This is a genomic window from Terrabacter sp. AAH1, assembly GCF_054456855.1.
In genome coordinates, this window is the sequence record NZ_JBTJJV010000001.1 from 703,523 (window position 1) to 718,174 (window position 14,652).

Genomic DNA, 14,652 nt, shown 5'->3' on the forward strand with positions numbered 1-14,652 from the left:
CGCTGGTCAGGGCCTCTCGGGCACTGGGTGGCAGGTGAAGGATTCGAACCTTCGAAGCTTTCGCGACGGATTTACAGTCCGCTCCCATTGGCCGCTCGGGCAACCTGCCGTGGTGCGTCTGGAAGGATAGCAAGAGATCGGGCGGGCTCCGAATCGGGATCTCGACGACGCTTTCTGCGTGTCTGCACACCCTTCAGCGCCACGCCCGACAGACCAGCCACCAGCACTCGGAAGGACCCAACACCGATGGCCGACTCCTCGTTCGACATCGTCAGCAAGTTCGACAAGCAGGAGATCGCGAACGCGGTCAACAGCGCCAGCAAGGAGATCGCGACTCGCTACGACTTCAAGAACGTCGGCGCCTCCGTCGATCTAGCCGGCGAGGTGATCAAGATGAAGGCGAACACCGAGGAGCGCTGCCTGGCCGTCCTCGACGTCGTCCAGACGCACCTCGTCAAGCGCAAGGTGAGCCTCAAGCACCTCGACGTGCCGGAGGCCGGACCTCGCCTCTCCGGCAAGGAGTACCACCTCGACGCCCCGCTCAAGGAGGGCATCTCGCAGGAGAACGCGAAGAAGATCAACAAGCTGATCCGCGACGAGGGTCCCAAGGGCGTCAAGAGCCAGATCCAGGGCGACGAGCTGCGCGTCTCGAGCAAGAGCCGAGACGACCTCCAGGCCGTCCAGCGCATGTTGCGCGAGGCGGACCTCGACGTCGCACTCACCTTCACCAACCAGCGCTGATGCGCGGGCTCGCTTGGCACGCAAGCGAGCCCACAACACCAGACCACGTATGCCGTCCACCCCGGTGGGCGGCATACGTGCGTCTCAGAACGGGCGGGTGAGACCTCGCAGGTCGGGGAAGACCTCGACCGCGAGCGGCCACCAGAAGAGATGGCCGCAGAGCTCTGCGTACTCCTCCGGGGTGACCCAGCGCGTCTCGTGGATGCCGTCGTCACCGTCGTTGATCTCGGGTCGCACGTGCTCGAGCCTCGTGCGGAAGACCTGGAGGTAGGGCTTGTCGCGCGTGAAGAGGTTGTCGTCGGTGCGGGGCGTGAATCTCTCGTAGCCGCAAGGGAGCACGTCGGGGTGACGCAGACGCAGTCCGGTCTCCTCGTACGTCTCGCGCACGGCGTTCTCGACCGGCGTCTCGTCCTCCTCGCGCCAGCCCCCGGGCGAGCCCCACTCCCCCCGCCGGACGCTGTGCACCGCGACGAAGTCGCCGCGGCGGTCGCGCACGAACACCATGGCGGCCAGCACCCGCGCGTGGTCGAGGGGGTCGTCGGAGGCCACGAGGTCGACGTCGCTGGCGCCGTTGGGGAACGACACGTCGAGGATGCGGCGCACGCCCCGGTCTCGCTTGCGCTTGCGCAGCCGCAGGCCCGAGGCGTTGAGCCGTCGCGCGAGGTCGACACCGGTCGTCGGGATCGCGCCCGCATCGACGGCCGACTGCCAGCGCGCCTCCGGCACGTCGTAGTGGTCGCCGTCGAACGAGCGGGGGTGCAGCTGCGCGGTGCGTGCGACGGCGTGCAGCTCGTCGTAGGAGGTGTCGCTGACCAGGTGCGCGAAGAGCCGACCGTGCGCAGGCCAGATGGGCTCGTCGATCCACACGGTCATGGGTCCGAGCCTAGGCCAGCCGCCCGACACCGCCGAGCCCGTCGCCGCCTGTGGATGACGACGGCCGCGTGCCGACCGCTCGACCTAGCCTCGGACGAACGCGGCCACCACCGGGTCGGCCACCGATCGAGGAGTAGACACATGTCCCGTTCCGTCGTTGACACCGAACGCATCGCCGCGGCAGCCGGCGACATCCACCGGCTCGCCGACACCATCACGTCGAGCACCGCTGAGCTGCGCGGCCGGCTCGCCGGCATGGGCGCCGACTGGCAGGGCCCGGCCAAGGTCGAGTTCGAGCGCGTCATGCACGACTACCAGCGCATCCAGGCCCAGATGACCGAGGCGCTCGCCGACGTCGGTCGCCTCACGCTCAAGGCCTCGACGGCGTACGCCGAGCACGAGAACGCGACCAGGGCCCTCTTCTCCCGCTGAGCCGCCCCACCGGTCGGTCCGCCCGGTCCCGGATGCCCGTCCCCCCGGCCGCCGCTGACCCCTCCCCGTCAGCGGCCGACCGGTAGGAGCCCGACCCCGGCACCCCCCAGCCGGTCCGGTATGCAGGACCCGAGGGGGCGGCCCGCGGCGATCAGGCGTCCGGCCCCCCTCGGCACAGCGGTCCGATTGAGGCGACCTTCACCCGAATCCGCCCCGTGCGCCCGTCTTGTCGGGATACTCGTTCCACGCCCATGCCACCCCAACGGGGCGCAGTGCTCTAGCAGCTGCGAGGTGCCATGCAGGGTCCGACGAGGACTGAGTACCACCGACGTGGCCTGCGCGCGGAGCGAAGGCGACTTCGCGGCTCGATCTTCTCGTTGGCGCTGCTCGTCCCGTTGCTCTGGCTCGGCGCGCTGGGCACGCCGACGCACGACGAGCTCGTGGCGGCGACCGGCATCTCGAGCGTCCTCGTCACGGCGATGATGACCTACGTCCTCGTGTCGATCGAGCGCAGCGCGGGACGCGACGCCGACTCCTGGTGGTCCGTGGCCCGGATCCCCCAGCTCGTCTTCGGGGTCGACCTCATCGTGCTGGTGATCTGGGCCGCCCCGTGGGCTCGGAATGCGCTTGTGGCTGGCAGCTCGGGGCAGTGGCTGCTTGTCGTCTCGGGGTGGATGATCACCATCTCCCTGGTCATTGGAGTCGTCGCGCTCGTCCGGCTCGACCTTCGCGTGACGATCGACCAGGTGGAGGCACGCTCGGAGCAGCGACGGGCCGCAGCAGCAGAAAGCGCCCGACCGGACCAGGCCGATCCCTCTCGTGCGACGGAAGACGCAGGCCGGAGCGATGTCGCCGGGGGCGGGGAGCCGGCAGCGCACGGTCGCGAGGTCGTCGCCTGCTCCGGAGGCGGGATCCGCGCCTCCGCCTTCGTCCTCGGTGGGCTCAACGCGATGCAGGACCGCGCCATCCAGGACCCGAAGAGGCCTGAACCGAGCCTCGTGGCGGTGAGCGGTGGCAGCTACATGGCCGCAGCCATGGGACTGCTGCGTGGCTGGTCCCCGACGGGATCCCCCGACGGCTCTCCGAAGGTGCCGTGGACCGCTGCCTTCAGTCTCCGATCCCCGGAGCTGCAGCGTCTCCGGCGGCACACCCGCGACTTGGTCGAACCTCGAGCCGAGGTCGTCTCGGCCTTCTTCCAATGGCTGCTCGGGGCCCTGGTCAACCTGTCGGTGCTGTTCGGCGCCGTGACACTGCTCGGCTCCGTCATGGGCTGGGTCACGAGACGGGCCTCCGCGTTGTCGTACGCCCGGTCGCAGCTGACGTGGGCGATCCCCTCGTGGGTGCTCTGGCTGCTCGCCGGGCTGGCCGTGGGAATCGTGCTCGCCACCATGAACGTGTGGATCCGGCAGACCCGACGCGACGCGCCCAGGGACCCCGACGCCCGGACGGTGTCCGGGCCGGGCGCCGAGAGCACCCGGCGCGGTCTCGGCCTCGCGCTGCTGGCCACCGCGTTCGTCTTCGTGGCCGTCCCCGGCGCCGTCACGGGGCTGAGCGCCCTCGCCGCCAACAACCAACCGACGCCGGCGGTCGCGCGCGTGATCCACGTCATCGGACTGACGGCGGAAGATCAGTGCGACCGGGCCGCTGCTGAGTCCGTGCTCCTGGCCGCCAGGGCCGCCCGGGCGGACGCAACCCTCAGCCCGGGCGAGAAGAGGTCCTTCGACGCCGGTGCCTGTGGCTTCGTCACCACCGTCACTCTCTCGGGGAACCTCGAGGAGTGCGTCTCCGGCGCGGTGGCAGCCTGTCCACGTTCCGACGCGCAGTGGCGCGCACTCGGGGCGGCGACGCTCGACGCGGCGGGTGAGGTCAAGCGCACCGGCGTCGCCCAGTGGGCACTGCTAGGGGCGGTCCTCAGCTCCGTCGTAGGGCTGATCCGCGGCGGCATGATCTCTCCGGGAGACGGCGAAAGCCGCCTCGTCGGTCGGCTGAAGCGCACCGTCTTCGCCTGGGTCCCCATGCTCCTGTTCGGCCTCGTCCTGCTCTGGGTCGTTCTCGTCGCCGTCTTCGGCATCGTGACGGACCCGAGCTCGATGAACAGGGGGTGGCGTTACGCGTTGCCGCTGGCCGGGCTGGTGTGCGCGATCTGGGTCGATGCCAACGTCACCTCGCTGCACGGCTACTACCGCCGACGCCTCGCCCACGCCTTCGCGGTGCGTCGGACGCCTCCCGGGTCAGCTGGGGAAGGCGTCGCACCACTGGACGAACAGGCGTACTACTCCTTCGCCGACCTGCGTCCAGACCGTCAGGCAGGCCCCGCTATCCCGTTGTCCATCGCGACCACGGCGAACATCCGCGCCTACGACGAGGCGCCGACCCGCCGGGGTGGCATCCCGTTCGTCTTCTCCCCTGACGTCGTGGAGCTCGCGCTGCCCGACGACGCGCCACACCGCCTCGACAGTGCCGCCTACGCTGCTTTCGCCGGACGCGGGAGGACGACGATCATGTCGGCCGTCGCCATGAGCGGCGCAGCCGTCAGCCCGATGGCGGGACGCTACTCGAAGGCGATGTCCCCCTTCCGGCTTCTTCTCACCGCCCTCAACATCCGCGTCGGCGTCTGGGTGCCGAACCCGCTGTGGTTCGGCGACGAGTCGATCCGGACCACGACGGTTGGCGAGTACCTCACCCGCTGGCCGGCGGCGCCGTGGCTCGACAGCCGGCCGGGCATCGGCCAGGTCCTCAACGAGGCCGCCGGTCGGGGCTCCCTCCTCGACCGCTGGATCTACCTGACCGACGGCGGCCACCTCGACAACACCGGCCTGGTGGAGGCCGTCCGGTCCCTGCAGCGGCCGTCCAGCCACACAGGGCAAGCATCGGAAGGTCAGCCGGCAGTGGGCGGCACGGTGATCGTGTTCGACGCGAGCAACGACCGCGAGGGCACCTGGGCCGCTGTGGGCGATGCGCTGTCGGTGATCGCCTCGGACCTCGGCGTCGTCCTCACCCTCGACGACGAGGCATTGCGCGGCACCATGCCGGGAACGAGCGCGGACCAGCGCCCTGCTGCCCGGTGGTGGCGCAGCACGCCGAGCGACGCGCCGCCCGACTACGCCCGCATCTACGTCGCTCCGGAGGCGGGCATCCGCGTGCTCGTGGTCAAGGCGGTCCGCCCCGGAGACCTGGCCTCGGTGGTGCTCCCCGAGGCCGTGCGCTCGTTCGCGATGCGACATGCCGACTTCCCTCGCGCGGCGACCACGCGTCAGGACTTCGGCGACCTCGAGTTCGAGGCCTACCGGCAGCTCGGCTGGTGGTGCGCGACCGAGGGGCTGCGCCTCCTCGACCGCGTCGGGCCGATCGCCTCGGCCCGGGATGGGTCAGCGGAGTCGTCGCCGACCGAGACGTCGGCCGGCTCGCCTGCGCGCGGCACGCCGCAGCGCGGCTCGACCGAGCCCGGATCATCAACGGGTGGCGAACCGGACGACCCCGGCACCGCCTGACCTCAGCGGAGCCGCGCGCCATGTCGTGCTCCACACCCGGTACCCCGAGGGGCGTCAGTGTTGCCCACGAGGCAGACGCCGAGCCGTCGCTTTCGCGGTGGCCTGCCGCTGACATCATGCGCCCGGCCGGGCCAGCGACGTCCGGCCGGGCCCCGCGCCGCGCCCGCAGCCACGCAGGCCGGCCGGCGACGCCGTCAGCCCCGAGGACCGCATGCCGAAGGGCGGCTCCCCGTGGGGAACCGCCCTTCGGACGTGACTGCGTCGCGTGGGGCAGCTGGGCTCAGAAGCCCATGCCGCCCATGCCACCCATGTCGTCGCCACCCGGCATGGCCGCAGCGGCCTTCTCGGGCTTGTCGGCGATGACGGCCTCGGTCGTGAGGAACAGTGCGGCGATCGACGCGGCGTTCTGCAGCGCCGAGCGGGTCACCTTGACCGGGTCGATGATGCCCGCGGCCAGCAGGTCGCCGTACTCGCCCGTGGCGGCGTTGAGGCCGTGGCCGGCCTCGAGACCGCGCACCTTCTCGGCCACGACTCCACCCTCGAGACCGGCGTTGATCGCGATCTGCTTGAGCGGGGCCTCGGTCGCGACGCGCACGATGTTCGCGCCGGTCGCCTCGTCACCCTCGAGCGAGAGCTCGTCGAGCGCCTTGGCGGCCTGGATGAGAGCGACGCCACCACCGGCGACGATGCCCTCCTCGACGGCAGCCTTCGCGTTGCGGACGGCGTCCTCGATGCGGTGCTTGCGCTCCTTGAGCTCGACCTCGGTGGCCGCGCCCGCCTTGATGACGGCGACGCCGCCGGCGAGCTTGGCGAGGCGCTCCTGGAGCTTCTCACGGTCGTAGTCGGAGTCCGACTTCTCGATCTCGGCCTTGATCTGGGCGATGCGGCCCTCGATCTGCGAGCGGTCCTCGGCGTCCTCGACGATGGTCGTCTCGTCCTTGGTGACGACGACCTTGCGAGCCTTGCCGAGCAGGTCGAGGGTGGCGTTCTCGAGCTTGAGACCGACCTCCTCGGAGATGACCTGGCCACCGGTGAGGATGGCGATGTCGGTGAGCATGGCCTTGCGGCGGTCGCCGAAGCCCGGGGCCTTGACGGCGACGGACTTGAACGTGCCCTTGATCTTGTTGACGACGAGGGTCGCGAGGGCCTCACCCTCGATGTCCTCGGCGATGATCAGCAGCGGCTTGCCGGACTGCATGACCTTCTCGAGCAGCGGGACGAGGTCCTTGATGCTGCCGATCTTGCTGTTGGCGACGAGCACGTAGGCATCGTCGAGGACGGCCTCCATGCGCTCGGTGTCGGTGACGAAGTACGCCGAGATGTAGCCCTTGTCGAAGCGCATACCCTCGGTCATCTCCAGCTCGAGACCCATGGTGTTGGAGTCCTCGACGGTGATGACGCCTTCCTTGCCGACCTTGTCCATCGCCTCGGCGATGAGACCGCCGATCTCCTCGTCGGCCGCCGAGATGCTGGCGGTCGAGGCGATCTGCTCCTTGGTCTCGATCTCCTTGGCCTGCTCGAGCAGACGGGCGGAGACGGCCTCGACGGCCTTCTCGATGCCGCGCTTGAGGGCCATCGGGTTGGCACCCGCGGCAACGTTGCGCAGGCCCTCCTTGACCATGGCCTGGGCGAGGACGGTCGCCGTCGTCGTGCCGTCACCGGCGACGTCGTCGGTCTTCTTGGCAACTTCCTTGACGAGCTCCGCGCCGATCTTCTCGTACGGGTCGTCGAGCTCGATCTCCTTGGCGATCGAGACACCGTCGTTGGTGATCGTGGGGGCGCCCCACTTCTTCTCCAGCACGACGTTCCGGCCCTTCGGGCCGAGGGTCACGCGGACGGCGTCGGCGAGGATGTTCATCCCACGCTCGAGCCCGCGACGCGCCTCTTCGTCAAACGCAATGGTCTTGGCCATTCGGGTGGTTCCTCCCACGCGAATCGAAAGGTGGTGGGCCGCATGACGCCCGCGACGGACGGGACCGGTCTTCCCAGCTCACGTCGCTGCGAACCCGGCCCCTCGGCAGGCGGCCCATATTTCTGTCACTCCCACGGGGAGAGTGCTAACGCCATTATTGGCACTCTCGGGGTGCGAGTGCAAACAAAACGACGCACCCCCGGGAGGCCGGGGCTCACCCGGCAGGCTCGAGCGCCGCGGCGAGCCGGGCGGCATACGCGGCGGACTCCTCCTCGGAGGCGTACTTCGTGCGCGGCCAGAAGAAGCCGCGCAGGCCGTCGCCCCTGGTGCGCGGCACCACGTGCACGTGCAGGTGCGGCACCGACTGGCTCACCACGTTGTTCATCGCGACGAACGAGCCCTGTGCCCCGAGCCCGCCGACGACCGACGCCGCGAGGCGACGCGCGGCGCCGAGGAGTCCGGCGTGCAGGTCGTCGGGCAGGTCGAGCAGCGTGTCGACGTGCACGCGCGGCACCAACAGGACGTGGCCCTTGAAGACGGGCCGCCGGTCGAGGAAGCCGACGAAGTCCGGCTCGTCGAGCACCCGGTCGCTGGGCAGGTCACCGGCGACGATCGAGCAGAAGACGCAGTCCATGGCGACAGGCTGCCACGCAGCGCGGCCCCCGTCGCGCAGGCGTCGACGGGGGCCGCGGTGCGGTGGCGCCGGGTCAGCAGATGATGAGCAGGAAGCAGCCGCCGTCGGACGGCGTCGGGCTGCTCGTGGGGGTGGGCTTGGGCGAGCTCGGCTTCGGCTTCGGGCCGCCCTTGGTCGGCGACGGGCTCGGAGCCGCGGTCGACGACGACGGGGCCGGTGACGTGGGCGCGGGGGCCGGCGGCGGCGCCACCGTGGAGGTGGACGTCGGGTCGGGCGCCGGCGCCCGGGTCGTCGGCACGGTCGACGTGGCATCCGAGGCAGGCTGGACGACTGCGGTCGCGTGAGCCTGGGTCGAGGACGTGCCGGGCGTCGCCGCGGTGCTGGACGTGCCGGGCGCGTCGGCCGTGCCGTCGGACGTGCCCCAGCCGTCCTCCGACGGCGTCTCGGCGAAGTCCGAGCCGGGCACGTCGGGGAAGACGCCGGCGCTCATCGCCTCGTCGCGCCAGCTGTCGCCGGACCAGAGTGCGACGGCTCCGGTGGCGAGCAGGGCGAACGCGGCCAGAGCTGCCGCGATGACGACTCGACGACGACGTCGACCACGCGGTCCGGGCCGGAAGTCGGTGGAGGGCTCGAAGGACATGGCTCACCAACGTAGAGGAACCGGGCCGGGATCGCCTGTCCGGAGCAACCGCCGGGCAGCGGCACTACGGTGGGACCGTGCCCGAGGAGACATGGATCACACCGAGGACTCCGTCGTGACCGTCGGCGGGGGCGCGGCCGCCCCAGGACGCAGGGTGGGCACGTGACGGCCACCCACGGCTTCGTCGAGGTGGCCGACCGGGTCTTCGTCGCGCGCTACCGGCAGTGGGACGTCAACGTCGGCCTCGTGCTCGGCCGCGACGGGGCCGTCGTCATCGACACCCGCGCCAGCGACCTGCAGGGCCGGCAGGTGCTCGACGACGTGCGCCGTCTCGGGCGTGACATCGAGGTGCGCCACGTCGTCAACACGCACGTCCACTTCGACCACACCTTCGGCAACGCGGCGTTCGACGTGGCCACGGTGCACGCCCACGACAACGTCGGGCGCACGCTCGCCGAGTCCGCCGAGCAGGTCAAGGAGGCCCTGCGCGCCGACCCGGCCGGCGCCCCGGAGTACGGCTACACCGAGCGCGACGCCGCCGAGGTGCTGGCCACGCCCGTGCGCGGCCCGGACCGCACGTTCGGCTCCCACGCGACCATCGACCTCGGCGACCGCGTCGTCACCATGGCGTATGCCGGCCGCGGCCACACCGACGGCGACGTGGCCGTCACCGTGCCCGACACCGAGGCGGTGTTCCTCGGCGATCTCGTCGAGGAGAGCGCCCACCCGTCGTTCGGCAGCGACTGCTACCCGCTCGAGTGGGCCGACACCCTCACCTCGCACCTGCTGCAGTCCGACGATGGCGCCGTCGTCCTGCCCGGCCACGGCCGGCCGGTCGACCTCGGCTTCGTGAGCCGGCAGCGCGACGACATCGCCGCTGTGGCAGCCGTGGTCCGCGAGCGCCGCCTGGCCGGCGGGTCGCTCGAAGAGGCGTTGCGCGACGCCGACCCGCGCCTGCCCTACCCGCTGGCCGACCTCGAGTCGGCGATCCGCCGCGGGTGGGAGCACCTGGCCCCGCTCGCCCCGTGAGCTCTGAGGGCTCTGAGGGCTCTGAGGGCTGACGCCCCCGCGGCCGCACTCGGTGAAGGCTTGTGCGGTGGATCGTCGGCGCCTGGTGCCGGAGATCCACCGCGCTAGCACGCCGGGCGTCGCGCGAGGTCCACCAGCGGCAGGGAACCGACCGGGCAGTCAGGTGAGCACGGCTCGGCGCCGCGCCATCCCCGACCGCCCAGCAGTCTCGCGAGCACCGCCGCGGTGCGGCATGGTTGCGCGACGTGCACCCACCCGAGCCGCACCGTCGTCTCGCCCGAGATCGCAGCGTCGACGTCACGCTCCAGGTCCTGCCACCGGACGTCCGGCGCGGAGTGGACGAGGCGACCGTCGAGCTCGACCACGGTGCGCTGCTCGGGGTACTCGACGTCGCGGTATCTCGGCCCGCGACTGGTCACGACCCGTCGCTGGCGCCGTCCGGTGGGCAAGGCGTGCGGACGTTCGACGTCTCGGACGAACCGTCGCTCCAGGACCGAGCGCACGCCCACCGAGACGTCGCTCAGCACCTCGACCAGCAGCCGCCGGTGCCGGAGCCGGGAACGACTACGGACGACGGCCAGGAGCCGCTCCGGCGTGGTGCGACCCTGCTGGCAGGCGTCGGCGAGCACCGCGACCGCGTCGGACTCGCGACCGACGGCGTCCGCGACATCGACCAGCGCCTCGTCGAGCCGCAGTCGAGGTGGCGACAGGTGCAGGAGCGCCACTGCGGCGAAGTTCGAGCGGCGCGTGAGCACGACACCCGCGGGCGCCTTGACGTGACGATCACGGTCGACCGCCACATGGATGGTGAGCTCCTCGGCGGCGCCCGGTCTGCCGACGCCCGGGCCGCTCCCGAGGCCGTGCACTCGGAGGGCGGACGGCCCAGCCAACGCTGCGGGCTCGACCGCAAGCAGCGCGGCCCACGCCTGCTGCCGCCAGGGCAACGGGCCGGTGTGGGTCACGTAGACACCTGGGTGGACCACCGCCCACTCGCGGCGCCGGAGAAGTCGCTCGATGTCGTTGTCGGTCGCCCCGCACGCCAGCGCCTGTCTCCGGGCCACGACACCATCCTGCACGCGCAGCAGCTGCTCGATGGCAACGGTGTCCATTGCGCGACAGTGACTGCCTCGCCGGCACCGACGCCACGCGTCGCGAAGGGTTGTGGACGAGCCGGCATCTGGCTCTGGGGATGTGGATCCAGCTGCGGCTGGGCACCAGACCTCCTCGGCGCGGTGGATCGTCGGCGCCTGGTGCCGGAGATCCACCGCGATCCGCCTTGTCCGCGACGACGAGTGGCGACGAGTGGCGACGAGTGGCGACGACCACCTTGTCCGCAGCGGCGAGGTCAGAGGCTCCGCGCCGAGGGGAATGCGTCGGACCACGACCGCAGGGCGATGCCCCCGTCAGCCGTGCGGTCGACCGAGGTCGCGGCGAGCAGCGCGTGCACGATCGCTCGCGCGACGCAGTCGGCACCGGCCTCCATGAGCACCGTCAGCCCGATCGGGTCGGGCGCGGGTCGCTCCCCCGTCGACAGGGCGAACAGGGTGTCGCCGTCGAAGAGCGTGTGGACCGGTTTCAGCGCGCGGGCGAAACCGTCGTGGGCGATGCCGGCGGCCTTCTGGCACTGCGCCTTCGAGAGCGTGGCATCGGTCGCGACGACGCCGATGGTCGTCGCCAGTCCGGGCAGTCCCGCGACGCGGCCGGGCAGCGCCTCGGCCACCTCGCGCGACGCCGCGAGCTCGGCGTCGTCCGGTCGGCCGACGTGGGCCAGCTCGGCGGCGAGACCCAGCCCGACGGCATACGGCAGGCCGGTCACGGGGTCGACGGCCGACCCGACGGCGTTGACGGCCACGAGCGCGGCGACCGTGACACCCGACTCGAGCACGACGCTCGCCGAGCCGATGCCGCCCTTGAAGCCGCCGACCTTGGCGCCCGTGCCGGCGCCGACGCAGCCCTGGACCACCGCGTCGGACGACGCGCTCGCGTATGCCGCCCTGCCGTCCTCGGCGCTGGGCGTGTTGCGCCACGTGCCGCTGCGTCCGAGGTCGAAGAGGATCGCTGACGGCACGATGGGCACGCGCTGACCCGGCTCGGCCGTGGGCCAGCCGAGCCCGTCGTCCGCGAGTGCAGCCATGACGCCGTCGGCTGCGGCGAGGCCGAAGGCGGAGCCGCCGCCGAGGACGACCGCGTTGACCCGGTCGACGAGGTTGCGGGGGTCGAGCAGGTCGGTCTCGCGCGTGCCGGGGCCACCGCCGCGCACGTCGACCCCGGCGACGACACCGTCGTCGGGCGCGACGACGGCCGTCACCCCGGTCAGCCAGCCCGGCTCGTCGCGGGTGCAGTGGCCGACGCGCAGGCCCGGCACGTCGACGAGCGAGTTCGTCGGGCCAGGGGCCTGGCCGGGGCCCTGCCCTGGTCTCGGGGCGGGCCCCGGGCCGGAGAGGGGGTCGGTCACTGCGGGTCCCGCAGGTCGAACTCCATCAGCCGGCCGGGCGAGGTGAACCCGAGCCGCTCGTAGAACTCCTGGGCCCGGTCGTCGGGCGCGTTCAGGCGGATCCACTTCACGTCCGTCGTGCGCGACCACTCGATCATCGCCTCGGTGAGGGCGCGGCCGACACCACGGTCGCGGCACCCGGGGGCGACGAAGAGGCCACCGACGTGCAGCCACGAGACGTCGCGGCGCCCGGGCCACGGCAGGGCCCGGATGCGACGGGTCTCGAGGATGCCCGCGTGCTCGCCCCGGCTCTCGGCGATCCACGTGGGGCGGTCGGGCCGCTCGGCGAGCCATGCGTCGACGAAGCGGTCGAGGTAGCCGGTCTCGGACGGCATACCGAGCTCGCGGGCAAACTGGAGGTGCAGCGCGGCCACGATCAGGGCGTCGTCGGCCGACGCGCGACGGATCGTCACCTCAGCCATGAGGGAAGTGAACCACGCAGGAGGTGCGCAGGCACCCAACCCGGACGACTCCGACGACCCGGGCGCGGCGGTCGGCCGTCGAGGCCGTGGTGGGTCTCGGCGGCAGGTCGGTCACGTGGCTGCCGCTGGACCCGGGTCAGACGTTGATGCCGAGGCGACGGGTGGTGCGCGCCCGCTGACGGCTGGCGCGCATGCGTCGCAGCCGCTTGATGAGCATCGGGTCGGCCTCGAGGGCGAGCGGGCTGTCGAGCAGCGCGTTGAGCACCTGGTAGTAGCGCGTGGAGCTCATGTCGAAGAGCTCCTTGATGGCCTGCTCCTTCGAGCCGGCGTACTTCCACCACTGGCGCTCGAACGCCAGGATCTCGAGGTCGCGAGCGCTCAGGCCGTCCTCGGACTCGGGGCGGTGCGGCTGCGCCGTGGCGTGGTCTGTGCTCATGGTCCCGTCTCAGTGCGGTCGTGCTCGGTCCTACGTGTGTGCGTCGGCTCCGGTCATCACCCTAGGTGCAAATGACAGGGGTGTCATTCAGATCGGGCGTGTTGGCGGCATGTCGTCGACCGCCGTCCGGCGAGGGGCGGAACATAGGCCTCAAAAGGCACATCCGCCCCATCTGTGACGCCTCGTCAGGCCATCGTATCGAGGATGGCGTTGACGTCCTCCTTCGTCGTGTGCGGGTTGACGATCGCGAAGCGGGTCAGGGTCTCGCCGCGGAAGGTCGTCGGCACGACGAAGGCGAACTCCTCGGACAGCAGGCGGTCGGTCCACGCCTGGTAGTCCTCGGGCGTCCAGCCCAGCCGGCGGAAGACAACGACGGAGAGGTCGGGCTCGCGCACCGCCTCGAGGTAGGGACGGCGTGCGATCTCGTCGGCCGCGAACCGCGTCACCTCGATGGTGCTCTCGATCGCCTCGACGTAGGCGTCGGTGCCGTGGACCGCGAGGGAGTACCAGAGGGGCAGTCCGCGGGCGCGCCGGGTCAGGCCGATCGAGTAGTCGGTCGGGTTCCACTCCGCCGACTTCGTGATGACGTCGAGGTAGCCCGCGTCCTGCGTGTGCGCGATCCGGGCCAGCTCGGGCTCGCGGTAGATGAGCGCGCAGCAGTCGAACGGGGCGAAGAGCCACTTGTGCGGGTCGACGATGAACGAGTCGGCGTGCTCGATGCCGGCGAAGAGGTGTCGCACCGACGGCGCCGCGAGACCGGCCCCGCCGTAGGCCCCGTCGACGTGCAGCCAGATGCCGAACTCGCGACAGACCTCCGCGACCGAGGCGAGGTCGTCGACGACGCCGAAGTTCGTCGTGCCGCTGGTCGCGACCACTGCGAAGAACGTCTCGGGACCGTTCTCCTCCAACGTCTTTCGCAGCTCTGCGCCGGTGAGTCGGAGCTTGTCGTCGACGGCGACGCCACACACCTCGGCGTCCATGACGGCCGCCATCGAGACGACGGACGAGTGGGCGTTGTCGGTGGCCGCGATCCGGTAGGGACGGGCCCCGCTGCCGCTCGCCGTGGCACGCGCCCGTGCCGTGTGCCGTGCCACCACGAGCGCCGACAGGTTGCCGACCGTGCCGCCGGGCACGAAGACGCCGCCGGCCGACTCGGGCAGCCCGGCGAGGTCGCTGATCCACCGCAGCGCCTGGTTCTCGGCGTAGACGGCGCCGGCTCCCTCCATCCAGGAGCCCCCGTAGATGGACGAGGCGCCGACGACGACGTCGAAAGCCGCGGCCTCACGCGTCGGCGCGCAGGGGATGAACGACAGGTAGCGGGGGTGGTCGGTCGACAGGCAGGCCGGGGCGAGGGTGTGCTCGAAGAGCTCCATCGCCCGGGTCGAGCCGAGGCCCTCGCGCGTGATGGTCTGACCGGCTTCCGACGCGAGGTACTCCTCGGTCTGGGCGCCGTCGAGTGGGATGGGGTCCATGAGGAGCCGCTCGCGGGCGTAGCTGAGGACCTTGTCGACGGCGACGTGGTCGGCGTCCTTCTCGAAGCTGTGCACG

Annotated in this window: 13 protein-coding genes and 1 tRNA gene; 4 read left to right on the forward strand and 10 right to left on the reverse strand. The window is 71.4% G+C overall.

Annotation, left to right across the window (positions count from 1 at the left end):
• Nucleotides 1-28: 28 nt before the first annotated feature.
• A tRNA-Tyr gene (locus ACXR8F_RS03300) sits at nt 29-109 on the reverse strand.
• A gap of 137 nt (nt 110-246) precedes the next feature.
• Here ACXR8F_RS03300 and ACXR8F_RS03305 point away from each other — a divergent pair.
• Nucleotides 247-741, forward strand: coding sequence for a YajQ family cyclic di-GMP-binding protein (locus ACXR8F_RS03305; RefSeq protein WP_045190851.1), 495 nt, complete (start codon nt 247-249; stop codon nt 739-741).
• 84 nt (nt 742-825) lie between these two features.
• Here the strand turns inward: ACXR8F_RS03305 and ACXR8F_RS03310 are convergent, their stop codons facing one another.
• Nucleotides 826-1,614: a DUF4031 domain-containing protein gene (locus tag ACXR8F_RS03310; RefSeq protein WP_458798715.1), complete on the reverse strand. Its 789-nt coding sequence runs from the start codon at nt 1,612-1,614 to the stop codon at nt 826-828.
• A gap of 141 nt (nt 1,615-1,755) precedes the next feature.
• Between ACXR8F_RS03310 and ACXR8F_RS03315 the strand changes: the two genes are divergently transcribed.
• Nucleotides 1,756-2,046, forward strand: a complete 291-nt coding sequence (locus ACXR8F_RS03315; RefSeq protein ID WP_045190853.1) for a WXG100 family type VII secretion target — start codon at nt 1,756-1,758, stop codon at nt 2,044-2,046.
• A gap of 296 nt (nt 2,047-2,342) precedes the next feature.
• The gene (locus ACXR8F_RS03320; protein ID WP_458798716.1) at nt 2,343-5,537 is read left to right on the forward strand and encodes a hypothetical protein; all 3,195 of its coding nucleotides are present in this window, start codon (nt 2,343-2,345) and stop codon (nt 5,535-5,537) included.
• A 280-nt stretch (nt 5,538-5,817) separates the two neighbouring features.
• On the opposite strand, the gene groL is transcribed toward ACXR8F_RS03320, so the two are convergent.
• The 3 genes from groL to ACXR8F_RS03335 form a co-directional block, all read right to left on the reverse strand.
• Nucleotides 5,818-7,449 carry a chaperonin GroEL gene (groL, locus tag ACXR8F_RS03325; RefSeq protein ID WP_045190855.1) on the reverse strand — a complete coding sequence of 544 codons (1,632 nt, stop codon included), beginning with the start codon at nt 7,447-7,449 and terminating at the stop codon, nt 5,818-5,820.
• Nucleotides 7,450-7,663: 214 nt separating this feature from the next.
• On the reverse strand, nt 7,664-8,083 hold the full coding sequence (locus ACXR8F_RS03330; protein ID WP_458798717.1) for an HIT family protein: 420 nt from the start codon (nt 8,081-8,083) through the stop codon (nt 7,664-7,666).
• A 73-nt stretch (nt 8,084-8,156) separates the two neighbouring features.
• Entirely contained in the window at nt 8,157-8,723 is a 567-nt protein-coding gene (locus ACXR8F_RS03335) for a hypothetical protein (RefSeq protein ID WP_458798718.1), read from the reverse strand.
• 162 nt (nt 8,724-8,885) lie between these two features.
• Here ACXR8F_RS03335 and ACXR8F_RS03340 point away from each other — a divergent pair, with 162 nt between their 5' ends.
• Nucleotides 8,886-9,752 (forward strand): MBL fold metallo-hydrolase, encoded by an 867-nt coding sequence (locus ACXR8F_RS03340; protein WP_458798719.1) that lies wholly within the window; start codon nt 8,886-8,888, stop codon nt 9,750-9,752.
• Nucleotides 9,753-9,856: 104 nt separating this feature from the next.
• Here the strand turns inward: ACXR8F_RS03340 and ACXR8F_RS03345 are convergent, their stop codons facing one another.
• From ACXR8F_RS03345 to ACXR8F_RS03365, 5 genes are all read right to left on the reverse strand, one after another.
• Nucleotides 9,857-10,861 carry a type IV toxin-antitoxin system AbiEi family antitoxin domain-containing protein gene (locus ACXR8F_RS03345; protein WP_458798720.1) on the reverse strand — a complete coding sequence of 335 codons (1,005 nt, stop codon included), beginning with the start codon at nt 10,859-10,861 and terminating at the stop codon, nt 9,857-9,859.
• Between the two features lie 236 nt (nt 10,862-11,097).
• The gene (locus ACXR8F_RS03350) at nt 11,098-12,207 is read right to left on the reverse strand and encodes a P1 family peptidase (RefSeq protein WP_458798721.1); all 1,110 of its coding nucleotides are present in this window, start codon (nt 12,205-12,207) and stop codon (nt 11,098-11,100) included.
• Nucleotides 12,204-12,668, reverse strand: coding sequence for a GNAT family N-acetyltransferase (locus ACXR8F_RS03355; protein WP_045190859.1), 465 nt, complete (start codon nt 12,666-12,668; stop codon nt 12,204-12,206). The genes ACXR8F_RS03350 and ACXR8F_RS03355 overlap by 4 nt, the downstream gene beginning before the upstream one ends.
• Nucleotides 12,669-12,804: 136 nt before the next feature.
• Nucleotides 12,805-13,104 carry a DUF3263 domain-containing protein gene (locus tag ACXR8F_RS03360; protein ID WP_386054151.1) on the reverse strand — a complete coding sequence of 100 codons (300 nt, stop codon included), beginning with the start codon at nt 13,102-13,104 and terminating at the stop codon, nt 12,805-12,807.
• Nucleotides 13,105-13,289: 185 nt separating this feature from the next.
• Nucleotides 13,290-14,651 carry a pyridoxal phosphate-dependent decarboxylase family protein gene (locus tag ACXR8F_RS03365; RefSeq protein WP_458798722.1) on the reverse strand — a complete coding sequence of 454 codons (1,362 nt, stop codon included), beginning with the start codon at nt 14,649-14,651 and terminating at the stop codon, nt 13,290-13,292.
• Nucleotide 14,652 lies beyond the last annotated feature (1 nt).